This is a genomic window from Paenibacillus sp. FSL R7-0210 (genome assembly GCF_038009085.1).
Lineage (GTDB): Bacteria > Bacillota > Bacilli > Paenibacillales > Paenibacillaceae > Paenibacillus_AQ > Paenibacillus_AQ silagei.
In genome coordinates this window covers 3479940-3504932 of the sequence record NZ_JBBPAR010000001.1, presented here as the reverse complement: position 1 = coordinate 3504932, position 24993 = coordinate 3479940, and the positions used below count along the sequence as shown (strand labels likewise).

Below are 24993 nucleotides of genomic sequence, written 5' to 3'. Positions count from 1 at the left end.
ATATCGCGCAAATATATGTTAGATGAACCGCTATCAATAATAATATCATTATAACCAGAGGAAGTCATAAGGAAGGGTGGAACCATAATGAAACTGATAACTGTTCAATCCGGCGAGGCTGGCGTAAGGCTGGAGACTAGTGAGGGAATAATGCATATTGCCTGGTGTACGCCGGGGATTGCCAGAATCCGCTATACGCTGAATGCTGAGCTGAGCGGTAAAGAGAGTCTGATGGTGGTAAGCCGGCCAGAAGCCGAGACCGTACCTTACACTATCACAGAACCGCCCGGCCATCTGCAGATCTCAACGGCGCAGCTAATGATTGAAGTGGATAAAGAGACCTGTGCCTTCAGCTACAGAGCTGCGGACGGCACGCTGCTGACACGGGAGCCGGCCAGAGGCGGCAAAACCCTGGAGCGCACAGAGGTCTATCATACGGTATTCGATGCTTCGGCAGACACGGTAGAGACCGGACAGGGTGCGGATGGGCTGCGGGCAAGAGCGGAGGGCATCAACCGGAGGCTGGACCGGGAAGCTTTTCATACAAAGCTGGAATTCGAATGGCAGGAAGGCGAAGCTCTGTACGGACTGGGCTCCCATGAAGAGGGGATGATGAACCTCCGGGGACGGCAGCAATACTTGTACCAGCAGAATATGAAGGCGGTTGTACCGGTACTGGTGTCTACACGCGGCTACGGGATTCTGGTAGATTCGGGATCTTATATGACTTTTCATGATGATGCCTTTGGCTCGTACCTCTGGAGCGATGCGGATGAAGAGATGGATTATTATTTCATTTATGGTCCGGAATTCGATCAGATTACGGCGGGAATCCGCTACCTGACCGGAGAAGCACCAATGCTGCCGAAGTGGTCCTTCGGGTATGTGCAGTCCAAGGAAAGATATGTCTCTCAGGCGGAACTGATCGCCATCGTGCAAGAGTATCGTGAGCGTTCGCTTCCCCTCGACTGTATCGTACTCGACTGGCAGTCCTGGACGGGCAATCTGTGGGGGCAAAAGACTTTCGATCCTGAGCGCTTCCCCGATCCCTCGCAGATGATGAACAGCCTGCACGCTATGAACGCCAAGCTGATGGTATCCATCTGGCCGATTATGGGCGCGGGCGGGGAGAATCATGAAGAGATGAAGGCACGCGGTTTCCTGCTCGGCAATCAGGCGACTTATGATGCCTTCTCGGAGGAGGCTCGTGCGCTGTACTGGAAGCAGGCCAACGAAGGGCTGTTCGCCCACGGCATTGATGCCTGGTGGTGCGATTGCACCGAGCCGTTCGAAGCGGACTGGAAGGGTGCGGTGAAGCCGGAGCCGGAGCAGCGGCTGCTGATTAATACGGAAGAATCGAAGCGGTATCTCGATCCGGGCTTGATCAATGCTTATTCCATGCAGCACTCCAAAGGGATCTATGAAGGCCAGCGTGCAGCGACCTCTGCGAAACGGGTGATCAATCTGACACGCTCCGCGTTCGCAGGACAGCACCGCTACGGCACGATTACATGGTCAGGCGATATAGCCGCCAACTGGGAGACGCTGAGGAAGCAGATAGCAGACGGCCTTAACTTTTGCATGACCGGTTCGCCTTATTGGACTTTGGATATCGGGGCGTTCTTCGTGAAGAATCACAAGGAGCAATGGTTCTGTAGCGGGGATTATGACGAAGGTGTTGCGGATCTGGGCTACCGGGAGCTGTATGTCCGCTGGTTCCAGCTCGGAGCCTTCCTGCCGATGTTCCGTTCCCATGGCACGGATACGCCGAGGGAGATATGGCAGTTCGGCCAGGAGGGTGAGCTGATGTATGACACGCTGGTGAACTATCTGAAGCTCCGTTACAGGCTGATGCCATACATCTACTCCCTGGCCGGAGCTGTAGCACACCGCAGCTATACTATGTTCCGTGCGCTGGCTTTCGATTACCGGGAAGATGTGCAGGTCCATGCCATCGGCGACCAGTTCATGTTCGGTCCGGCCTTCATGGTGGCTCCTGTGACAGAGGCCATGTATTACGGTCCCGGCTCCCGCGAGCTTGAGGGGGTTCTTAAGCAGCGCCGGGTCTACCTCCCTGAAGGCGAATGGTATGATTATTGGAGCGATGAACGGCTGGAGGGCGGCGTGACGATTGAAGCCAAGGCGGATCTGGAGACGCTTCCCCTGTATGTCCGTGCAGGGTCCATTGTTCCGCTCGGCCCCGATGTTCAATATACGGATGAACAGCCGGAGGCGGTGACGAGACTCAAGGTATATGGCGGCAAGGATGCAGCCTTCACCCTGTATGAAGATGAAGGCGATAATTATAATTATGAGACCGGCGCCTATGCCATGATTGAGCTGAGCTGGTGTGAAGCGGACCGCAGCCTGACTATCGGGAAGCGGGCCGGAGACTATGCCGGAATGCAGGCGGTAAGGCAATTTGCCGTAGAGCTGGCCGGTTATGCGGGAAGCCGCATCGTCACTTATGAAGGGGAAGCTGTAATTGTCCGTGAAGCGGACCTGCAGAGCTGAGACTTCATTCGATGTGTGACTCATTGTACGCTTGATAGAGAAGCTCTACTAGGCTCTGTTACTCTTGCGGTAGGCGGCGGGTGTCATGCTGGTGATTCTTTTGAATGTACGGTAGAAATGGGGCAGGCTCTCGAAGCCGCAGGCCATGGCAATCTGCTCGATGGTATAGCTTGATTGCAGCAGGCTGTCCTTGGCGGCAAAAATCCGCTTCGTCGCAATATAATCCGTCACATTCATGCCCAGACGCTGCTTGAAGACCCGGCTGAAGTGGGCCGGTGAGATCGACGCCCGTGCAGCCAGAGAGCTTAGCTCCAGCGGCTGATCCAGATGATCGTTGATATAGCTGAGCGCCTCACGGAACCACTCCGGCAGCAAGGGACTTGAAGCGACAGGCTCAGCGGCTTGCGGCAGGCAGTAGCGGTTCAGATGCAGCAATGTAAGATGAAGCAGCAGCGTAAGCGCCTGCCCGCCGTCCGGCTGATTCTGCTCACGTTCCCGGTGGATCGCATCGATATCATTTTGCAGAATTTCAGCATGCTCTGGAGACAGGGTATACTTGTACTGCTTGTTTGTCTTGGCAGCGTCGAACAGCTTCAGATAGGGATAAGACTCACTGTAGGTATGGTTATGGATCAGAGCCGGGCTGAAAAAAAGGGCGGAGGAGGTCACCGGCTCCTCATTATCGGGAAATCCCCGGTGTACCGTGTTTCCGGGAACGACAATAATGTCACCCGGATGCATCTCATAAAAGGTCTGATCGATGAAAAAGCTTCCTTTGCCGCCGTAGACGTAAATGAATTCGTACCAGTCATGCTGGTGGTCGGGCAGCTCGCGCTGCGGACTTTTCGTTTCCTTATAGTCCAGCAGCAGCGTAACCAGCAATTGATGGTCAAAATGCCTGCGGATCGGTTCCATGAAGTCGCCCCCTGAGTTAAATCTCTGCATTCTTACCCACATCATATCAAAATAAGGTATAGATTTGTTTGTTTAAGCTATTTTTATTCCTTTATCGGATGTTTACAATAAGGTGGAATGGAGGCGTTATCATGTATATTGATGCTCACCAGCATTATTGGAAGATAGACAGGGATGATTATGGCTGGATTACGCCGGAGATTCCGGTGCTGTTCCGGGATTATCTGCCCGCTGATCTGGAGCCGGAGCTGATGAAGCACGGGATCAGCCGTACGATTGTTGTACAGGCTGCGCCTACGGTGGAGGAGACGGAATATATTCTGGAACTCAGCGGGCAGGCGGAGTCTGTCGCGGGCGTGATTGGCTGGCTGGATCTGGCAAGCCCTTCCTTCCAGGCCGAATTCGAGCGTCTCAGCAGACATCCGAAGTTCACCGGGCTGCGGGTGATGATTCAGGAGATGGCGGACCCCGGTGTGCTTTTGACCCGGCCTTATATAGAAGCGCTCTCATACCTTGCGGAGCGGGATATGCCGGTGGACCTGCTGGTGCTGGCCGATCAGCTTCCGCAGCTCATTGAGATGCTGGAACAGGTTCCGGGACTGCGGGGAGTCATTGATCACCTGGCCAAGCCGCCGATTGCTTCGGGTAGCCTGGAGCCGTGGCGAAGCCTGATGGCGGAGGTTGCCAAGCATCCGGGAATTTACTGCAAGCTGTCCGGGATGGTCACTGAAGCAGATCCCCAGGGCTGGACGCAGGAGGATTTCACGGATTACGTACATGCTGTGCTGGAGCTGTTCGGACCCGGGCGGGTGATGTTCGGCAGCGACTGGCCTGTGTGCCTGATGGCGGCAACCTATGAGGAGGTTGTGGGGATTCTGCGCACAGCACTGCAAGGACGATTGTCTTCGGAAGAGATGGAGCCGGTATTTGGAGCGAATGCTGCTAGATTTTATAAGCTGGATTCACTAATTATAGGAGGTTGAGCGATATGAAATACAGAAAGCTGGGCAATACGGGACTGGATGTCTCCGCATTAAGCTTCGGGGCCTCTTCGCTGGGCAGCGTGTTCCGGGAGGTTCCGAAGGATGAGGCTATCCTCACGGTTCATACGGCGATTGATCTGGGGATTAACCTCATTGACGTCTCCCCTTACTACGGCCTGATGAAGGCGGAGACAGTGCTGGGTGAGGCACTCCAGACGGTACCGCGCGACAAGTATATCCTGAGCACGAAGGCCGGACGTTACAGCGAGGGGGAATTCGATTTCTCAAGAGAGCGGATCATCCGCAGCGCGGAAGAAAGCATGGCCCGCCTGGGCACGGATTACCTGGATATTCTGCTGCTGCATGATGTTGAATTCGGCTCGCTTACACAGGTGATGGAGGAGGGGATTCCGGCGTTGGAAGAGCTGAAGCAGGCGGGCAAAATCCGTTACTTCGGCGTCAGCGGCCTGCCGCTGAGTGTATTCGAGAAGGTGCTGCCGCAGACCAAGCTGGATGTCATTCTGTCCTATTGTCATTATTCGCTGAACGATACCACACTGCTCCGGCTCCTTCCGCTGCTGGAGGAGAGCGGCACAGGGCTGATGAATGCGTCGCCCATCTCGATGGGGCTGCTCAGCAACCGTAAGGTGCCGGATTGGCATCCGGCAGGAGCGGAGATTCAGGCCGCATGTCAGCGCGCCGCTGAGTATTGCAGGGACAAGGGAGAAGACATCGCCAAGCTGGCGGTCCAGTTCTCCACCGCGAACGAGCAGATTCCTACGACCTTGGTCAGCACGGCGACACCAGCCAATATCCGCAACAATATCAAGTGGACCGAAGAGCCGATGGACGAACAATTACTGGCAGAAGTACGCGATATTCTGAAGCCGATTGATGGGGCTACTTGGCCGAGCGGCCGGGCAGAATGGAACGAAGCACCAGGCCGGAACGGGGAGCGCTTATAATGAAGGGAATTATTTGTGAGGAGATCGGAAAATTCGTATTCAGGGAAGATCTGCCGGAGCCGGAGCTGGTGGACGGGGAAGCGGTTGTAAGCATACGCCGGATCGGCATCTGCGGGACAGATCTCCACGCTTACCGGGGCAACCAGCCTTATTTCACTTATCCGCGTGTGCTGGGGCATGAGCTGTCCGGGATTATTGAGCGCATTGGCGACAACGCGCAAGGGCTACAGGCCGGTGACCAGGTCAGTGTCATTCCGTATCTGCATTGCGGAGAGTGCCGGGCCTGTCTGAGCGGTAAAACGAATTGCTGCCAGAAAATGAGAGTGTTCGGTGTTCACCTGGATGGCGGAATGCGGGAACGGGTGAGTCTGCCTGTCGGCAATCTGCTGAAGACAGACGGGCTGACGCTGGATCAGGCGGCCATGCTGGAGCCGCTGGCGATCGGTGCCCATGCGGTGCGGCGCTCGGGTGTCGGTGAGGGGGAGCAGGTGCTGGTGATCGGGGCCGGACCGATCGGACTGGGCGTGATGGCCATGGCCCGGTACGCTGGGGCGAAGGTCATTGCGATGGATGTCAACGATGAACGTCTGGCCTTCTGCAAGGGCTGGGCGCAGGCAGAGCATACGGTAAGCGCCTTGAAGGAGCCGAAGGAACAGCTATCGGCGCTTACAGACGGCAATTTCCTGCCGCATGTCATTGATTCCACCGGCAACATCTCTTCTATGGAAGGGGCTTTCGGACTGGTCGGGCATGGCGGTACGTTGACTTATGTTGGCTTGGTCAAAGGGAACATTACCTTCAGTGACCCTGATTTCCATGCCCGTGAGATGACGGTGCAGGGCAGCAGAAATGCGACCCGCGAGGACTTCGAACGGGTGATTAACGCTATTAGGGACGGTTATATTGATGTGGACCGCTATATTTCCCACCGCTGCTCCTTCGGGGAGATGACCTTGCAGTTCGAGAGCTGGCTGAATCCTGAAACCAAGGTGATCAAGGCGCTGGTGGAACTGAATTAACTGCGAAGGAGCGTAATAGAGATGACAAGCACAGAACAGAACCAGCGGTTATGGTATAGTGAACCGGCACAGAATTGGAATGAGGCGCTGCCGATCGGCAACGGCCGGCTCGGGGCGATGATCTTTGGCAGGGTGGCTGAGGAGAAGCTGCAGCTTAATGAGGATTCCGTATGGTACGGAGGTCCGCGTGACCGCAACAATGAAGATGCGCTGCCCCACTTGCCGAAGCTCCGCCAGCTGATTCTTGAAGGCAAGCTGAGGGAGGCGGAGGAGCTGGCGGCCATGACGATGATGGGGCTGCCGGAAGCGCAGCGCCATTATCTGCCGCTTGGCGACCTGCTACTGTCGTTCGGCGGACATGAGCAGCCTGCTCAGGACTATCAGCGGGAGCTTAATCTCGAATCCGGTGTATCCCAGGTGAGTTATTCCACCGGCGGAGTGCGGTATACCCGTGAGCTGTTCGCCAGCTTCCCGGATCAAGCCATCGTGGTGCGGATTACCGCTGACCGGAAGAACGCAATCTCCCTGAAGGCCAGATTCAACCGCCAGAACTGGAGGATGCTGGAGAAAACCGAGAAATGGAATGACAGCGGGCTGGTGATGGGCGGAGAATGCGGCGGGCGCGGGGGCAGCTCCTTCGCTGCCGTACTCAAGGCCGTCACAGAAGACGGAACCTGCCGCAACATCGGCGAATATGTGCTGGTGGAGGGGGCGAGCTCGGTTACGCTGCTGCTTGCCGCAGGAACCACGTTCCGCCATCCTGATCCGGCGCTGCATGCCAAGCTGCAGCTTGAAGAGCTAAGCAGCGTTCCTTATGACAAGCTGCTTGCCCGCCATGTCGGGGACTATCGCAGCCTATATGGCCGGACCTCACTGACGCTCCCGGAGAACCCGGAGCTGAGCGGACTGCCGACCAGTGAACGGCTGAATCGGTTCCGGCAGGGGGGAGAGGATCACGGGCTAATTACAACCTACTTCCAGTATGGCCGTTATCTGCTGATCGCCTCCAGCCGTCCCGGCTCTCTGCCTGCGAATCTGCAGGGCATTTGGAATGACAGCTTCACCCCGGCTTGGGACAGCAAATTCACGATTAACATCAACGCGCAAATGAATTACTGGCCGGCTGAACTCTGCAATCTGGCGGAATGCCATGAGCCGCTGTTCGATCTGATCGAACGGATGCGTGAGCCGGGACGGGTGACCGCGAAGGTGATGTACGGCTGCGGCGGCTTCACGGCACACCACAATACAGACATCTGGGCAGATACTGCTCCTCAGGATACGTATATGTCAGCCTCGTTCTGGCCGCTGGGAGCAGCTTGGCTGTGTCTGCATATGTGGGAACATTACCGGTTCAGCCAGGACCGCCAGTATCTGGCGAATGCCTACGATACGATGAAGGAATCTGCACAGTTCCTGTTGGATTACCTGATAGAGGATGAATCGGGCCGGCTGATTACCTGCCCGTCCGTCTCGCCGGAGAACACGTACCAGCTTCCCGGCGGGGAATCGGGCGTGCTGTGTGCCGGAGCCTCCATGGACTTCCAGATTATTGAGGCGCTGTTCAAGGCCTGCATTCAGAGCGCGGAAATCATCGGACGGGATGAGGCATTCCGCGAAGAGCTCCGCTCAGCGCTGAACCGCTTGCCGGGGCCGCAGATCGGTAAATACGGCCAGATTCAGGAATGGATGGAGGATTATGAAGAGGTAGAGCCGGGGCACCGTCATATCTCGCATCTGTTTGCGCTATATCCGGGGGATGCCTTCACAGTGGAGCATACACCGGAGCTGGCGGCAGCTGCCCGTACGACGCTGGAACGCAGACTTGCCAGCGGCGGAGGACATACCGGCTGGAGCCGGGCGTGGATCATTAATTTCTGGGCGCGGCTCCAGGATGAAGGCAAGGCTTATACGAATGTACGGGCGCTGCTGGAGCATTCCACCTTGCCGAATCTATTCGATAACCATCCACCGTTCCAGATTGACGGGAACTTCGGAGGAACAGCGGGCATCGCGGAGATGCTGCTGCAGAGTCATACAGATAGAATCAGACTGCTGCCTGCATTGCCTGCGGACTGGAACGAGGGCAGTGTCAAGGGACTGCGGGCAAGAGGCGGCTATACGCTGGACTTCTCGTGGGCGGACGGACATGTTACTGAAGTGATTGTTACCTGTACGGTATCCGGCACATGCCGCCTGGAAGGCCCGGGACTGGCTCCGGTATCGTTCGCTGGAGAAGCGGGTAGTTCGTATACCTTCACCGGGTAGATTAATATTAGGCTGGCTAGTTGACGAATAGGATAGTATAGTAATGTGGGATTGGCGTATTTGCGCCAGTCCTTTTTGCGTGCGTGGTTGGCTAGAACGTCGAGCGGGCCGGATGTAATCGAAAAACCGATCACAATGGAACCGGGAGCGGCGCGTGGACCAATGAAGAGCATTAATGCCTTTGATTTCGCCGGAATCCGCCGGATTCCGCCAAAATCCGACAACCCTTGCAGGCCGTAAGCAGGCTCATCCCCAAGCGCAGCCAGCTCTGAAAGAACGGCAATTCCGCTGCCACGCTGCAAGCAAGCGTTTTCTTTTTATGAATTTTCAGGGGGGAAGACCTATATTCTATGAATTGTAAGCGCATTCTGAAAACGTATAATTAAAGTTGTCACCAGGAGAAATGATAAGCATAAGCGATTAGCCAAAAAGGGGAGGCATAACAACATGCACAAAACGGCAAAACGTTCAGCAGCAGCCGCTGCGGCCGGTGTATTAGCACTCACACTGGCATTGACAGGCTGTGGATCAAGCAATAACACCAGCAACACCGGCACCAAGGATACCGCCACTGGAGGAAACGCCAGCCCGGCAGCAGCCGGAGACGACACGGCTCCGGTAACGTTCTCGGTATTCATGAACGGTCCCGGACAACAGCCAACGCCTGACAATAAGATTCTGAAGCTGATCAAAGACGAGACCGGAATCACCTTCAACCAGGAATTCCTGGTCGGCGACCTGCAGCAGAAGCTCGGGGTCATGATAGCCGGGGGAGATTATCCGGACATCCTGTCGGGTGACGACAAATTAATCAATGCCAAGGCTTACATTCCGCTGGAGGATCTGATTGAGAAGTACGCTCCCAACCTGAAGAAGCATTACGGTGCGGTCTGGAACCAGATCAAGGATGAGAGTGACGGCCACATCTATGTACTGCCAAGCTATGGCGTCTATCAAGGTAAAATTACCGAGCCTACTTATCAGGGACCAGGCTTCTGGCTGCAAAAAGGCGTGCTTGAGGAAATGGGCTACCCTACTCCCAAGACCCTGGATGAGTATTTCGACATCATTGCCAAATATAAAGAAAAACACCCGGATATGATCGGGTTCGAATCACTCAACTTCGACTGGCGCGTGTTCCCGCTGCAGAATCCCCCAGAGCATCTGTCGGGGCATCCGAATGACGGGGCCGTTATTGTAGATAACAATGTAGCACAGATTTTTGCCGACAAGGATATCTCCAAGACCTACTACAAAAAGCTTAATGAGATTAATGCTCAAGGCTTGATGGATAAAGAAGCCTTCGTCCAGAACTATGACCAGTATCTGGCCAAAGTAGCAAGCGGTAAGGTCATCGGGATGTTCGACCAGCACTGGAACTTCCAGGACGGCGAGAAATCTCTGATCTCCCAAGGCAAGCTGGAAAATACGTATATCGGCTTCCCTCTGCTCTATCCGGGCGCAGAAGAATGGTATCGTGACCGCGGAGCGGTCGGCACCAACCGCGGATTCGGAATTTCGATCAATGCCAAGGACCCTGTCCGCATTATCAAATTCTGGGATAAGATGATTACCGAGGATTGGCAGAAGACGCTTCAATGGGGCGTGAAAGGCGAAGATTATGAAGTGAACCCAGACGGCTCCTTCTACCGCACGGCTGAGCAACGGGCGAATGCAGATCAGACCAGCTGGCAGGTTGCTAACAAAATCTCAGGGATGTTCGGTTACATGCCTAAGATTCAAGGTACGTACAGCGACGGTAACGCAGCAGATGCTGGTACACAGCCTCAGGAATTCTTCGACAGCCTGAAGCCTTACGACCAGAAGATTCTGAAGGCGTACAACAAGAAATCCTGGTCCGAATTCTTCAAGGAACCGAAAGAGAACAATATCTACTTCCCTGCGTATTCCATCGTGCTTAAGGATGGTTCACCGGCACAGCTCGCACAGTCCAAACTGAATGACCTCATGATTAAGTATTTGCCGAAAGCCATTATGGCCAGCCCTGCTGAGTTCGACGGCGTGTGGCAGGATTATGTGGACAGAATCCACAAGCTGGACATCAAGGCCTATGAGGACCGGATGAATGAAGGCATTCAGCAGCGTATCGAGAAATGGAGTGTTAAATAAACCATTCAATACAGAACTAGGAGCGGGAAATGCTGTTTCCCGCTCTTCCTAAATAGGAATGCGTGAATAGGACAACGTGGAGAGAATGATTTTTACAGGAGGGAATACAACATGTCTGATGCCGTACTGGACAAACAGGTCAAAAAACAGAAGACCCGAAAAAGCAAAATCGATCCGGAAATCGGTGTGGAACTCAGCTGGAAAACACTGAAAACACAGAAACAGCTTATTTTTATGTCCGTGCCCATTGCACTCTATCTGATTATCTTCAACTATGTTCCCATCTGGGGCTGGCTCATGGCCTTTCAGAATTACCGCCCGGCGGTGTCCTTCGGCCAGCAGGAATGGGTAGGCTTGCAGCAATTCAAGTTTTTATTCTCTGATGATACCTTTATGCTGGTGCTTCGCAATACCATTGCGATGAGTTTTATTAACCTTGTACTGGGTACGGTTACGGCTATCGGTCTGGCTCTGCTGCTGAATGAGATCAAGCTTAAGTTCTTCAAGCGTGCGGTTCAGTCGATTTCTTATTTGCCGCACTTTCTGTCCATGGTTATCGCTGCGGGGATTGTGTCCACTTCACTCTCCATCGATGGCGGGATTGTCAATGTCGTTCTAATGAAGCTTCACCTGATTAAAGATCCGATTATGTGGCTTAGTGAAGGGAAATACTTCTGGGGCATTATCGGGGCATCGAACGTGTGGAAAGAGGTGGGCTGGGGGACAATTATCTATCTGGCTGCTATTACCTCCATCGATCCTTCCCTGTACGAGGCAGCGTCCATTGACGGCGCGAAACGGTTTCAAAAGATGCGTTATATCACGCTTCCGGGAATCAAGGCTACATTCGTTATTTTGCTGATTATGAACATTGGACATATTCTGGATGCCGGCTTCGAGCTTCAATATCTGCTGGGCAACGGACTTACTGTGGACTATTCGCAAACCATTGATATCTTTGTAGTGAAGTATGGTCTGGCTATGGGTAACTACTCGCTGGCTACGGCGGCAGGGATCTTCAAAACGATTGTCAGTGTCATTCTCGTATTCATCGCAAACAATGTCGCAAAACGCCTCGGCGAAGAGCGATTACTATAGAGGAGGAAGCCCATATGAAAGCCGGGACCAAAGGTTCAAGCCGGATTGAGCCGGTTGTATTTCATACATTCAACACGATATTTATGCTCTTTGTGGTTACTGTCACGCTCTATCCGTTCCTCCAGACGCTGGCCGTATCCTTCAATGACGGAAGTGACACGCTTACCGGGGGAATCTACCTCTGGCCCCGTGTATGGACGCTGGAGAATTACCGGGCGGTCTTTATATCAGGAACGATCTATCATGCCGCATTTATCTCGGTCTCCCGTACGATTATCTCAACGGTGCTGGGTGTTTTCCTTACTACGATGCTGGCGTATGCACTGGCGCAGCCGCAATATATTTTCCGCAAAAAGATCGGCCTGCTGTTCATCCTGACCATGTATTTCAATGCCGGGCTGATTCCGAACTACTTCCTGATCAAGAATATGGGCCTGCTGCATAACTTCATGGTCTATATCCTGCCGAGTCTGGTCAGCGCGTTCAACCTGATTATCATGCGGACGTATATCCGCGGGCTTCCGTTCAGCCTTACCGAATCAGCGAAGATTGACGGAGCAGGTGAATTCAGGATTTTCTGGAAAATCATCTTCCCGCTCTGTACGCCTGTCCTGGCAACCGTCGCACTGTTCATCGCGGTAGGCTCATGGAATTCCTGGTTTGACACATTCCTCTATGCCTCCTCGGATATCAAGCTCAGCACGCTGCAATACGAAATGATGAAGATGCTCGGCTCGATTATGAGTGCGAACAATGATCCGTCGATGCTTGCGGGAGGCCAGAACAATCAGGTCCAGTCGCTGGTTACGCCAGCCTCCATGCGTTCAGCCATTACGATCGTTACAGCAGTTCCGATTCTGTTCGTCTACCCTTTCTTGCAGAAGTATTTCGTGGTAGGATTGAACCTGGGTAGCGTAAAAGAGTAATTGTCAATACGTATTATAGTAAGAAAAATATGTATACTATAACCGTTTCGGGTGCAGCCGAAGCGGTTTCTCCTGTTCAACAGTGGTGAGCCAGCAGATCATAAAAAAACTAGAACAAAGATGGTGATTCCATGCTTAAGGTACTGTTTGCCGACGATGAGCCGATTATGCTGGAGGGGCTGCGCTTTCTGGTGGACTGGAAGGCACTCAACTATGAAGTATGCGGCGAGGCGCTGGACGGGGAGGATGCGCTGCAGCTAATTCACAGCACCCGTCCTGATCTGGTCATCACCGATGTGCGCATGCCGGTCATCGATGGCCTTGAGCTCATTCGAAGATCCTCAGAAGGCGATTGCCGCCCGAAGTTTATTATTTTTAGCGGCTATGCTGACTTTGAGTATGCCAAGCGGGCTCTGAAATACGGAGTCTCCAACTATTTGACCAAGCCTCTGGATGAAAAGGAGCTGACGGAGGCGCTGCATACAGTAACCGAACAGATTCTTAAAGAACACAAGGCATCCTCACGGCGTGACGCGCTCTCGGCTCTGATGCAGGAGGATACGGTATCCCGGCTCCTGATGCGGGAGAATTCGGAGGAGGAGCGGGAGAAGGGGCTGAATATGTTAGGGATCGGCCCTGCCTCGCGGCTATGCTGTGTCCTGGTCCATGGAGCCGCGCCGGACAGCCTGCAAATGCGCAAGCAGGTCGCCGCCATGAGCGGCAAGGAGCCGCTGCGCAGCATCTCAGTCTATCCGTTCACCGCAGGCAGCGGGAAGCACGGGTATCTGCTGGTGTCACCGCAGGAAGGGCCGGCGCTCGACCGGACACTGCTTACCCGGTGGATGGAGGAGATGCGGCCGCTGTACACCACGCCGGTCTTTTTCGCGGCAAGTCTCCAGCATCAGGGCAAGGAGGCCTTGAATACGGCATACCGTGAGGCGCTGGCTGCTGAGCTGTGCAGGCACGATACCACGGGGGGCGAGGCCGCCGGCTTCTTCGAGAAGCAGGATAAGTCGCAGATGGCCATGCTTCCGGCAGAGCTGAGACGATCGCTGCTGCAATCCGTCACCGAAGGGAAGGCCCAGCATCTCACGGATCAGCTTGGCGAGGTGTTCAAGATTTTCTCGGCGGAGGTGGCGTCCAGCTCCTGGATCGACGCTTTTCTGGCCAATGTCAAAGCTGAGCTGCTACGTGAAATTACCGCCAGAGGGGGAGACTATGCGCAGTGGGTGCAGAAATGGTTCCCGTCACGGCATACGGCCAATTGTCTGCCGCTGCTTGAGCGTCAGATAGAGGAGGAGCTGTGTGAGGCTGCAGAGTGGTTCGCAGCGGCTGCGGGCGGCAGGGCGGAGGATCAGATCGTGGCCGCAGCGATCGAGTATGTCCGCGGGCATTATCAGGAGAAGCTGAAGCTGCAGGATATTGCGGGGCACCTGCATGTGAATTCGGCCTACCTGGGACAACGGTTCAAGAAATATTACGGCAGCTCCTTTAACGATTATCTCCATGAATTCCGCATTGAAGAGGCGAAGAAGCTGCTGCGCCGGACCGATATGGGGATTTCCGATATCTCAAGCAGAGTGGGCTATTCAGACGCCGATGTGTTCGCCGCCAAGTTCAAGGCGCTTAACGGAGTTACACCTTCCGTGTACAAGAAGAGTTAATTCATGAGGAAGGAGGGGGCGTGCATGAAGAATAACCGGAAGCCATCTGCCTTCATCAATGATATTCCGCTTAAATACAAGTTTTTGTTTATCTACTTACTGTGTGTGCTCGTCCCCATACTTAGCATCAATGCCCTCTTTTATGTGCAGATCAGCCGTAATGTGGAGGCACGGGAGAGGGAGAATCTGGAGATTTCGGTAGACCGGGTGGCCTATGACCTGATGCAGATCGTGAACGAATGCGTGGCGATCAGCAATACGGTGGCTGCGGACCGGCCTTACATGGAGATGATGGATTATGCCTATCCGGATAATGAGGCTTATTATGATGCCTATAATGATTCTCTGAAGGATAAGCTGCGGCAGTACAGCACGCTCCACTCCTATATTTCGTGGATGGGCATATACACCTCTAATCCAACCATCCAGAACGGCAACAGCTACTTCATTCTGTCGTACGCGGATAAGCAGAGTGAATGGTACCGCAAAATCTCAAGCAGCACAGGTAAGGTGCTGCTCACTTCTTATCAGGGAACCGACCCGCTGAATCCGCCGCAGCAGGAGGTGCTGGTCAGCCTGATCCGCAAGCTGGATAACTTCACGGGCCAGCCCTACACGAAATATCTGAGGATTGATCTGCGGCTGAACAATGTACAGGAGCTGTTCCAGAAGGAACGTGACTATCTGGATTTCAAGCTGCTGGACGAGAAGAACCGGGTTGTGCTGGACTCGAACCGTTCCTTCTCCTCGCTGGATGCGAGTGCCTTGCTGAATGTGGACACCAGTCTTGACCAGCCTTCCAAGCAGATTGTCCGGGCGCTTAGCAGTGCGGCCTATACCAAGGGCTGGCGGCTGGTCGGAACGCCGGAAGGGCGTAAGATCAGCCATGAGATGGACCGTGCGCTCAGGAACTCGCTGATTCTGGTTCTGCTGACGATCATCCTTCCCACTCTGCTCATGATCGTGATTATACGCTCCTACAATCTGCGGGTACGGCTGCTCTACAAGCATATGAAGCTGGTCAAATATGAACAATTCGAGAGCATTGATATGTATGAGGGGAAGGATGAGATCGGCGGTCTGATCCGCAGCTTCAATCTGATGACCGGCAAAATCCGCAATCTGATCAATGATGTCTACAAGCTGGAGATCCAGAAGAAGGATCTGGAGCTGGAACGGGTGCGGGCAGAGCTGAAATATCTGGAGAGTCAGGTAGACCCTCATTTCCTTTTTAATACGCTGAATGCGATCCTGGTCATCTGTAAGAAGTATAAATATGAGCAGGTTACCGATGTCATTAGGAATCTGGCCCTGATTATGCGCAGGCTGCTGAGCTGGAAGGATGATCTGATTACGGTGGAGGAGGAGGTATCCTTCATCGAGATGTATCTGCAGATTGAGAAGTTCCGCTTCCAGAACCGCTTCTCTTATGTGCTGGATATTGCGCCTGAGGTGCTGAACTGCCGCATTCCCAAGATGAGTATACAGGCTCTGGTGGAGAATTCCTGCAAGCATGGCCTGCAATCGGTCAAATGGGCAAGGGAAATTCACGTGTCCGCTTCACGGAATGAGACAGGTCTGCTGATTGTGGTGACTGATAATGGCAAAGGAATCGAGAAGGAGAAGCTGGAATGGATCAAATCTCATCTGGAGACAGAAGAGGATACGGGACAGAATGTTGGCCTCCGCAATGTGTATAAACGCCTCATGCTGTACTATAACGGCAGAGCCGAATTCAGTATTGAGAGCACCGAATACGAACGTACGGTCATTACTATCCAGATTCCCGAGGATTTGAGTCTGGTTCCGATGGGGGAGGGAGCTCATGTATAAAGTAGTGCTCGCAGATGATGAGACCATTGCCTTAGAGGGGCTGCGGACGCTGACCGACTGGGAGGAACTGGGCTTCGAGGTATGCGGCGCCTGTGAGAACGGGGAGGAAGCACTGGCTGCCGTTATCCGCAGCTCGCCGGATCTTGTGATTACGGATATCCGCATGCCCGAGATTGACGGGCTTGAGCTGATCCGGCGCGTACGCAGCCTTGATATGGAGCAGCCGGTCTTCATTGTGCTCAGCGGCTACGGCGAATTTGAATATGCCAGAACAGCCATCCGTTACGGGGTAAGGCATTACCTGCTGAAGCCGGTTATGGATGCGGAATGGGATAAGGTGCTTACGGACATTACGGATGAGCTGGAGCTGCGCCTTAAGCAGACGATGCAGCAGAGTATGCTGTCCAGCCGTCTGCTGCCGCTTGCCATTGCGCGCATGCTTGAGGGACACTGGGCGGAGCCGGATGAAGAAGCTGCTGAGCAGATGGACCGCCTGGATGAGGCGGCCACTGGGTGGACGTATGTGCATGTGGAGGGCAATAGCAGCCGGATTACGGAGCTGTGCCGGGAGCTTGCCGGACCGGCCGGTGCGATGCTCATTGATCTGCCCGGGGATCAGGCCGGGCTGGTCGTGGAGAGCTCGGGGGCGGCGGCAGGGCTGGCGGAGCAGCTATACGCCGGGCTGACCCGCAGCGGAGTAAAGGGCTCGGTCAGCATCGGGCCAAGTGTGCGGTCCCTCCGCGAGCTGCCGGTCTCCTACCGCGAAGCGGCAGACGCTGCGGCCCGCCACTACTTCTATTCGGACGGGTGCGGTCCGGTGGATTCGGCCAGTGAAGCCGAGGGCCAGGTTAATTACACGCTGCCTTCCGCAGAGCTGATTGAGGAGATCATCAGCGCAGTGGAGCGGCTGCAGGAGCATAAGGCTGCGGAGAAGCTGGGCGAATTGTTCCGCGGGTTCAAGGAGAACCGGACAGATCCGGGAGTCGTCCAGATGACGGGCATGGATATCATGCTGCGGAGCATGGAGCTGCTGAAGGAATTCGGCGGCGCGGACGATCAGTGGATCGGCACGCTTGATTTTTTCAGAACGGAGCCGAGGTCCCTGGAAGACTTGCAGGTTACCCTGGAGACAGCGCTCTCCACCAGTATGAACTATATCCGCCAGCACAAGGAGCGTAACTCCGAGCACCCGCTGACCCGCGTGGAATGCTTCCTGCGGGATCATTATGCGGAGCATCTGACGGTAAAAGAGATTGCAGAGCATTTCTATATCAATCCGGTGTATCTGGGCCAGGCCTTCATCAAAAAGCACGGCATCAGCATTCTGGAATACATTCATAATTTACGGATCGAAGCGGCCAAGCAGCGGCTCGTCGACACTCATGACACGGTCAAAAGCATTGTGGAGAGTGTCGGTTACGTACACTATCACCATTTCTTAAGAGAGTTCGAGAAACGGACGGCGCTGAAGCCCGTTCAGTTCCGGGCACAGGCCCAATCTGAACAAGGCTAGGGTATCCATTTATTTATTAGGGTCCAAGTCTTTACTATGGTGATGGTAAACGCATTCAAATACGTTATGATAGAGATAGCTGTCCAAAAATTGCTATTCAATGGAGGTTAGAAAAGATGAAGCAAGCCAGCAGCGAAATTCCTGCATTACATGAGATGTTCCGGGAGGCCTTTAAAATAGGGGCTGCCGTCAGTACTGGCATTATAGCTGCCCAGGGTTCTTTTATTGCCAAGCATTACAACAGCATTACAGCCGAGAATGAAATGAAGCCGGTAGAGGTTCAGCCGGAGGAAGGGAGCTATTCCTTCGAGGCTGCGGACGGTATCTTCGAATTCGCAGAGTCGCGCGGGATCGGTGTCCGGGGGCATACGCTTCTGTGGCATAACCAGACCGGAGACTGGATGTTCAAGGATGCGGAAGGCGGAGCCTGCAGCAGAGAGCAGCTGCTTGCCCGCCTGCAGACCCACATTAACACGGTAGTGGGCCGTTACCGGGGACGGGCCTATGCCTGGGATGTAGTGAATGAAGCGATTGAGGATAAAACAGACCAGTATCTGCGGGATACGCGGTGGCTTGAGATCATCGGCGAGGATTATCTCCGTCAGGCCTTTGAAATGGCACATCAGGCGGACCCTGACGCTCTTCTGTTCTACAACGACTATAATGAGACCGATCCTGTCAAAAGCGTCAAAATCCACAAGCTGGTCCGCAGCCTGCTAGATCAGAATACGCCGATTCACGGTATTGGGATGCAGGGACACTGGAATATCTATGGTCCCTCCATTGAGGAGATCCGTAGTGCTCTTAAGCTCTACGCGTCGCTGGGGCTTAAGATCCATATTACCGAGCTGGACCTCTCCGTGTTCCGTCATGACGACAAGCGCACGGATTTGAAAGCGCCAACAGCTGAAATGCTGAAGCTTCAGGAGGAGCGTTATGCCGAGATCTTCGCTCTTCTGCTGGAATTCAGAGACTCCATTGACTCGGTGACCTTCTGGGGCGTGGCCGATGACTACACCTGGCTGGACGGCTTCCCCGTCCGGGGACGCAAGAACTGGCCGTTCCTGTTCGATGAGCAGAAGCAGCCGAAGGCTTCATTCGCCCGGCTGGCCGAGCTGGCGGCTTCGCAATCTTAATATTCGTCCCAAGCTGGACACCATATCATATCTGGAGGGAATCCAATGACAACTCAATTGAAGCAGGCTGCCGGCAAGGTACAGCCAAATGGCAATCCGCTGGTGGCACACAGATACGGAGCCGATCCTTATGCCCTGGTATTCGGGGACAGAGTCTATCTGTACATGACCAATGATGCGCTGGAGTATGATGAGAACGGTGTGGTGAAGGAGAACTCCTACAGCAGCATTAATACGATTACCGTAATCTCGTCCGCTGACCTGGTGAACTGGACCGATCATGGTCCGATAGCTGTAGCCGGACCGGAGGGTGCAGCGAAGTGGGCAACCCAGTCCTGGGCACCGGCAGCACTTCATACCGTAATTGACGGTAAGGACAAGTTCTTCCTCTACTTCGCCAATAATGCCAGCGGCATCGGCGTTCTGTCGAGTGACAGTCCGGTGGGTCCATGGGTGGACCCGATCGGGGAGGCACTGATTCTGCGCTCCACGCCTGGGGTAGAGGATGTGACCTGGCTGTTCGACCCGGCAGTGCTGTTGGATGACGACGGCAAGGGGTATATCTACTTCGGAGGCGGCGTCCCGGAAGGACAGTTCGCCGAGCCGGGCACAGCACGGGTAATGCCGCTGGGTGAGGACATGACCAGTGTGGCGGGTACAGCGGCAGTGATTCCGGCCCCGTTCATGTTCGAGGATGCCGGAATCCATAAGTGGAACGGAGTCTACTATTATACCTACTGCTCGAACTTTTATGACGGGCAGCGGCCGGAAGGCAGCCCTCCTGCGGGAGAGATCGCGTATATGACGAGCAGCAGCCCAATGGGTCCATGGACTTATCAGGGGACGATCCTGAAGAATCCGGGACATTTCTTCGGCGTATCCGGTAATAACCATCATGCGGTCTTCCAGTTCCATGACAGCTGGTATATTGCTTATCACGCCCAGACCTTGTCCAAGGCCCAAGGGATTGCGAACGGCTACCGCTCCACCCATCTTAACCGCCTGACTCATCATGAGGACGGGTCCATTCCCGAGATTCATGCGGATTACGAAGGTGTGCAGCAGCTTGCAGCGTTGAACCCGTATGAACGGATTCCGGCGGCAACGATGGGCTGGAGCGCAGGGGTGAAGACAGTATACCTGGCCGAGGGCGGAGTTCAGGCGGTCACGGATGTGGAGCAGGGCGGCTGGATCGGACTTTCCAGGGTAGACTTCGGCAGCGGAGCTGAGTCGTTCCAAGTCTCGGTCCTGAGCCTGGAAGCGGGCGGCGTGCTGGAGTTGCATTTGGATGAGCTTGCGGGTCCGGTTATCGGCAGACTGACGGTTCCGGCGGCGGACGGCTCGCAGGAATGGGTAGAATTGAAGACAGAGGTCCAGGGAGCAGAGGGAGTTCACAACCTCTATCTGGTGTTCACAGGAGAGAGCGATAAGAGCCTGTTCAAGCTGGCCGCTTGGCAGTTCACTGCACAAGAACACTAACTTCAAGGGGGCAGAACATTGAATACAGCCAGAATTACCAATCCAGTGATATGGGCAGATGTCCCGGATGTGGATGTCATCCGGGTCGGCCCTGTGTTCTATATGGTCAGCACCAGCATGCACTCTATGCCAGGCTGCCCGATTATGAAATCGGTGAATCTGAAGGACTGGGAGATTGTCAGTTACGTCTTTGATACCTTCGAGGACACTCCGGCCTTCCGGCTGGAGGACGGCGAAGGCATTTACGGCGGCGGTTCCTGGGCTGCCTCGCTGCGGTGCAAGAACGGAATCTACTACGTATGCTTCTCCTCCAATGACACGGACCGGTTCTATATCTACCAGACCCGTGATATTGAGCACGGACCGTGGGAGCGTTCGGTCATCCCGGACCTGCACCATGACCCGGCGCTGCTGCTGGATGATGACGGGCGCAACTATGTAATCTACGGGAACGGGGACATCCGCATCCGGGAGCTGAATGAGAACCTTACAGGTTGGATGCGCTTCGGAACGGAGCAAATGCTGCTGGAAGGCGAGCGGCAGGGCATTATGCTGCGGATGGAAGGCTGTCATGCCCATAAGCGGGGCGGGTATTATTACCTGTTCTTCATCGAATGGCCTGCAGAGGGCAACATGCGCAGACGCCAACTGTGCTACCGGTCCCGGGAGCTGCTGGGTCCGTATGAGCGCAGGGTTATTCTGGACGACAACCTGGGCTACGAGAATCGAGGTGTAGCGCAAGGCGGGCTGGTCGATACTGAGGACGGCGACTGGTATGCTGTGCTGTTCCAGGATCACGGGGCGGTTGGACGCGTTCCCTGCGTATTCCCCGTGAGCTGGGAGAACGACTGGCCGGTGATCGGGGATGGCGGCAAGGCTCCGCTGGCCTTCGATACGAAGCTTCCCGCCGAGGAGGCGAAGCCGCTTGTAATCAGCGATGAGTTCGAGTATACGGAGAACCGGCTGGCGCTTCAGTGGCAATGGAACCATAATCCCGATAACGGGCTATGGTCGGTTACCGAGCGGCCGGGCTGTCTGCGGCTGCATACAGGCCGGACAGCTGAAAGTGTCGTAACGGCGCGCAATACGCTGACCCAGCGGACGGAGGGTCCGGCGTGCAGTGCCGAGACGCTGCTGTATCTGGGCGGCATGAACGAAGGGGACCGGGCCGGCATGGTTGCTCTCCAGTCCGGGTACGGCACGGTTGAGGTAACCGCCGGAGAGCAGGGACAGTTCACCGTGGATATGTGTATCCAGGGTGACGATGGCGTTGAAGTGCTGGAGAGTATCCCATTCACGGGTGAGCGTCTCTCCCTCAGGATTGATTTCAACTTCAAGGATGGTGTGGACGAGGCCCGGTTCTTCTACTCACAAGGCGGGGAGGTCTGGCATTCCATCGGGCAGACGCTGCATATGGAATATTCGCTGGATCATTTCATGGGCTACCGGATCGGCTTGTTCAATTATGCGACCCGGCAGACCGGCGGCTATGCCGATTTCGATTATTTCCGTTATCACAGAGAGGATTAAGCCCGGGTCTGGAAATGGGATGCATATTCGCTGGGTGTCATCGATGTATGCTGTTTGAATATTCTTCCGAAATACGTCAGGCCCGTGAATCCGACCCGGAAGGCCACCTCCTGAATCGAATGCCGGCGAAGCTGGAGCAGGCGGCTGGCCTCATGCACCCGCAGCATGTTCACATATTCGATTAAGGTCTTGCCGGTATTCTTTTTGAACAGATGGCAAAAGTAGTTGGGGGTCACACAGCAGATCCGTGCGGCCTCCTCCACAGTCAGCGGTTCATGGAAATGGTTGCTAAGGTGAATCAGCAGGGGCTGGATGCCCGTCTCCTGCCGGTCTCTTTTGGAAGGCGGTGCTGTGAACTCTGCCAGGGGATAAGCTAGACCCAGGGAAGAGAACAGGCCGCCTTTGATACATAATTCATACCCGGGGCTCTTGCTCTGGTAGCTGTAAATAATCTGTTCAATGCATCCTCTGATCTGGCGGGTAACCGGCTGGTCCGCCCCATAGAAGGCGGGCAGCCGGATCTCACCGGAGAGGAGCGGCCGGATATGCTGAAGCTCAGTCAGGTCCCGTATACCGTTCAGCAGCGCTTCGTTGTAGACAACCGCATACAGCTCACTGCCATCCTCTGTCGGGTAGGCCGCATGAATCTGCGGACGGCTGACGAAGGCAAGTTCACCCTGCACCAGCTCTCTGGAGTGGGGGCCGACCTGGACGCGGAAGCGGCCCTTGGTCACGAGAATCCATTCGAGATGGTCATGCCAGTGAGGCGGAATAATACTGCGGTCCGGAAAGCAGATATGAAATACATTGATGGGAAACAGGCCCTCGGGAATTTCCGTGTGCTCTTTTTTCCATGGATACGGCTTGTCCTCGAACGCTCCACTCATCTTATTCCCTCCACACAATCGTAATATCGTATGATAGATGCGTACTTTTATGTATAGTTTAGCGGCTTTGCACTCTTTATAATGTGGTTGCAACCTTATTATAGAACTGTTGGAGGGATCGCGCTATGTTTCGTGAAGAGAATGGCAGACTAATCAGAGAATATGACCATGAGAGAGTCTGGATAGAGCCTTGGGGAGAGCATTCGCTGCGTATCCGGGCTTCGTATGCGGAGATTACCGATGAGCAGTGGGCACTTCTGCCTGCTGTGCAGACGCTGAGTCATATATCGATTACCCCAGAACGTGCGACGATTGTGAACGGGAATATCCGGGCGGAAATAACAGATAAGGGACAGATCTTCTTCTATAACCAGCATGGCAAGCTGCTTCTTAACGAGACGGAGGATACCTATCAGTTAAAATACGGGGGCAGAGAGCTAAGCGCCATCCCCGGCAGCAGTGACTTCTCCGTGAAGCTCCGGCTGGAGGCGGACCCGCTAGAGAAGCTGTATGGCATGGGGCAGTATCAGCACTCTTTCCTGAACCTGAAGGGCTGCTCGCTGGAGCTGACCCACCGCAACAGCCAGATTAGCATTCCGTTCGTGCTGTCCAGCGCCGGTTACGGGTTCCTGTGGCATAATCCGGCGATCGGACAGGCGCATTTCAGCCTGAATGTGACCGAATGGACAGCCCCGTCCACCAAGCAGCTGGATTATTGGATCACCGCCGGTGACTCGCCTGCCGAGATCGAGGAGGCATATGCCAAGGCTACGGGAACCGTGCCGATGATGCCGGAGTATGGCATGGGGTTCTGGCAATGCAAGCTCCGCTACCGTACGCAGGAGGAATTGCTGGAGGTAGCGAGGGAGCATAAACGGCGGGGTCTGCCGATCGACGTCATCGTCATTGATTTCTTCCACTGGACGAATCAGGGGGACTGGCGGTTTGACCCGGAATATTGGCCCGATCCTGAGGCGATGGTGCAGGAGCTGCAGGAGCTGGGCATTGAGCTGATGGTCTCGGTCTGGCCGACGGTCCAGACGGAGAGCGAGAATTATAAGGAGATGCTGGAAAAAGGGTACCTGTTGCGCTCGGACCGCGGGGTGCGGACGCAATTCCAGTTCCTCGGCCAGAATGCGATCTTCGATGCGACGAATCCGGAGGCCCGCAAGTTCCTATGGAGACTGATTAAGCAGAATTATTATGATAAAGGGATCAAGGTCTTCTGGCTCGATGAGGCGGAGCCGGAGCTGACGGTCTATGACCATGATATCTACCGTTATCATATCGGCTCCAGTAAGCAGATCGGCAATATCTATCCGATGAAATACAGCCAGACCTTCTATGACGGCATGGCCGCTGAAGGCCAGGAGAATATTATCAATCTGGTGCGTACCGCCTGGGCGGGCAGCCAGCGCTACGGGGCGCTTGTATGGTCTGGAGACATTCACTCCAGCTTCAAGGTGCTCAGCATTCAGGTGCGGGCCGGACTGAATATGGCCGTGGCCGGGATTCCCTGGTGGACCACCGACATCGGCGGCTTCCACGGGGGCAATCCGGCAGATGCCTCCTTCCGGGAGCTGATGGTCCGCTGGTTCCAGTACGGCGCATTCTCTCCGGTATTCAGGCTGCACGGGGACCGTTCACCTTTTGTTCAGCCCACCGGAACGCGGGGCGGGGGCGTATGCGGAAGCGGCTCGGATAATGAAGTGTGGAGCTACGGGGATGAGGCGTATGTCATTTTCAAGGAGTTCATGCAGATGCGGGAGCGGCTGAAGCCGTATATCCGCGGGCTGATGCAGGCGGCACATGAGAAGGGCACGCCGCCTATGCGTCCATTGTTCTATGATTTCCCTCAGGACCCGGCGGCCTGGGATATCGAGGACCAGTATATGTTCGGTCCCGATCTGCTGGTCGCCCCGGTGCTGGGCGAGGGTGAACGGGCGCGTAAGGTGTACCTGCCGTCCGGCTCAGAGTGGACTCATGTCTATACCGGCACTGCCTATGCTGGCGGACAGGCTATTATGGTCGATGCGCCGCTTACGCAGATTCCGCTATTTGTGCGGGACGGTGCCGTGCTGCCGCTGCTTGGCGGGGCGGAGGAGTAAGGCGGAAAATATAAGGCAAGAAGAG

17 protein-coding genes are annotated in these 24993 nt (G+C 54.9%); 15 read left to right on the top strand and 2 right to left on the bottom strand.

Annotated features, from left to right (window positions below):
• The first annotated feature begins 87 nt into the window (after positions 1–87).
• Positions 88–2514 carry a glycoside hydrolase family 31 protein gene (locus MKY64_RS15200; protein WP_340953973.1) on the top strand — a complete coding sequence of 809 codons (2427 nt, stop codon included), beginning with the start codon at positions 88–90 and terminating at the stop codon, positions 2512–2514.
• A 48-nt stretch (positions 2515–2562) separates the two neighbouring features.
• Here the strand turns inward: MKY64_RS15200 and MKY64_RS15195 are convergent, their stop codons facing one another.
• Positions 2563–3429 (bottom strand): AraC family transcriptional regulator, encoded by an 867-nt coding sequence (locus MKY64_RS15195; RefSeq protein WP_340953970.1) that lies wholly within the window; start codon positions 3427–3429, stop codon positions 2563–2565.
• Between the two features lie 131 nt (positions 3430–3560).
• On the opposite strand from MKY64_RS15195, the gene MKY64_RS15190 reads away from it, so the two are divergent.
• The 13 genes from MKY64_RS15190 (at position 3561) to MKY64_RS15130 (ending at position 21973) form a co-directional block, all read left to right on the top strand.
• Positions 3561–4412, top strand: coding sequence for an amidohydrolase family protein (locus MKY64_RS15190; protein WP_340953968.1), 852 nt, complete (start codon positions 3561–3563; stop codon positions 4410–4412).
• Between the two features lie 5 nt (positions 4413–4417).
• The gene (locus MKY64_RS15185) at positions 4418–5377 is read left to right on the top strand and encodes an aldo/keto reductase (RefSeq protein ID WP_340953965.1); all 960 of its coding nucleotides are present in this window, start codon (positions 4418–4420) and stop codon (positions 5375–5377) included.
• The gene (locus MKY64_RS15180) at positions 5377–6396 is read left to right on the top strand and encodes a zinc-binding alcohol dehydrogenase family protein (protein WP_036724958.1); all 1020 of its coding nucleotides are present in this window, start codon (positions 5377–5379) and stop codon (positions 6394–6396) included. The genes MKY64_RS15185 and MKY64_RS15180 overlap by 1 nt, the downstream gene beginning before the upstream one ends.
• 21 nt (positions 6397–6417) lie before the next feature.
• Positions 6418–8664 (top strand): glycoside hydrolase family 95 protein, encoded by a 2247-nt coding sequence (locus MKY64_RS15175; RefSeq protein WP_340953963.1) that lies wholly within the window; start codon positions 6418–6420, stop codon positions 8662–8664.
• A 447-nt stretch (positions 8665–9111) separates the two neighbouring features.
• Positions 9112–10794 carry an extracellular solute-binding protein gene (locus MKY64_RS15170; protein WP_340953960.1) on the top strand — a complete coding sequence of 561 codons (1683 nt, stop codon included), beginning with the start codon at positions 9112–9114 and terminating at the stop codon, positions 10792–10794.
• A gap of 111 nt (positions 10795–10905) precedes the next feature.
• A complete protein-coding gene (locus tag MKY64_RS15165) occupies positions 10906–11892 on the top strand; it encodes an ABC transporter permease (protein ID WP_036693453.1) in 987 nt (328 codons plus the stop codon).
• A gap of 14 nt (positions 11893–11906) precedes the next feature.
• Positions 11907–12818 carry a carbohydrate ABC transporter permease gene (locus MKY64_RS15160; protein ID WP_036724944.1) on the top strand — a complete coding sequence of 304 codons (912 nt, stop codon included), beginning with the start codon at positions 11907–11909 and terminating at the stop codon, positions 12816–12818.
• Positions 12819–12949: 131 nt separating this feature from the next.
• Complete coding sequence (locus tag MKY64_RS15155; protein ID WP_340953957.1) at positions 12950–14482, top strand: response regulator transcription factor; 1533 nt, start codon at positions 12950–12952, stop codon at positions 14480–14482.
• 24 nt (positions 14483–14506) lie between these two features.
• The gene (locus tag MKY64_RS15150; protein ID WP_340953954.1) at positions 14507–16315 is read left to right on the top strand and encodes a sensor histidine kinase; all 1809 of its coding nucleotides are present in this window, start codon (positions 14507–14509) and stop codon (positions 16313–16315) included.
• A complete protein-coding gene (locus tag MKY64_RS15145; protein WP_340953951.1) occupies positions 16308–17828 on the top strand; it encodes a response regulator in 1521 nt (506 codons plus the stop codon). Before MKY64_RS15150 ends, MKY64_RS15145 begins: the two co-directional genes overlap by 8 nt.
• A gap of 116 nt (positions 17829–17944) precedes the next feature.
• Positions 17945–18964, top strand: coding sequence for an endo-1,4-beta-xylanase (locus MKY64_RS15140; protein ID WP_339255556.1), 1020 nt, complete (start codon positions 17945–17947; stop codon positions 18962–18964).
• 45 nt (positions 18965–19009) lie between these two features.
• Complete coding sequence (locus tag MKY64_RS15135; RefSeq protein WP_339255558.1) at positions 19010–20443, top strand: glycoside hydrolase family 43 protein; 1434 nt, start codon at positions 19010–19012, stop codon at positions 20441–20443.
• Between the two features lie 18 nt (positions 20444–20461).
• Positions 20462–21973 carry a glycoside hydrolase family 43 protein gene (locus MKY64_RS15130; RefSeq protein WP_339255560.1) on the top strand — a complete coding sequence of 504 codons (1512 nt, stop codon included), beginning with the start codon at positions 20462–20464 and terminating at the stop codon, positions 21971–21973.
• Here MKY64_RS15130 and MKY64_RS15125 read toward each other — a convergent pair.
• Entirely contained in the window at positions 21970–22860 is an 891-nt protein-coding gene (locus MKY64_RS15125) for a helix-turn-helix transcriptional regulator (protein WP_036724938.1), read from the bottom strand. The genes MKY64_RS15130 and MKY64_RS15125 overlap by 4 nt on opposite strands.
• A 125-nt stretch (positions 22861–22985) precedes the next feature.
• Here MKY64_RS15125 and MKY64_RS15120 point away from each other — a divergent pair, with 125 nt between their 5' ends.
• Positions 22986–24968: a glycoside hydrolase family 31 protein gene (locus MKY64_RS15120; RefSeq protein ID WP_340953946.1), complete on the top strand. Its 1983-nt coding sequence runs from the start codon at positions 22986–22988 to the stop codon at positions 24966–24968.
• The last annotated feature ends 25 nt before the right edge of the window (positions 24969–24993 follow it).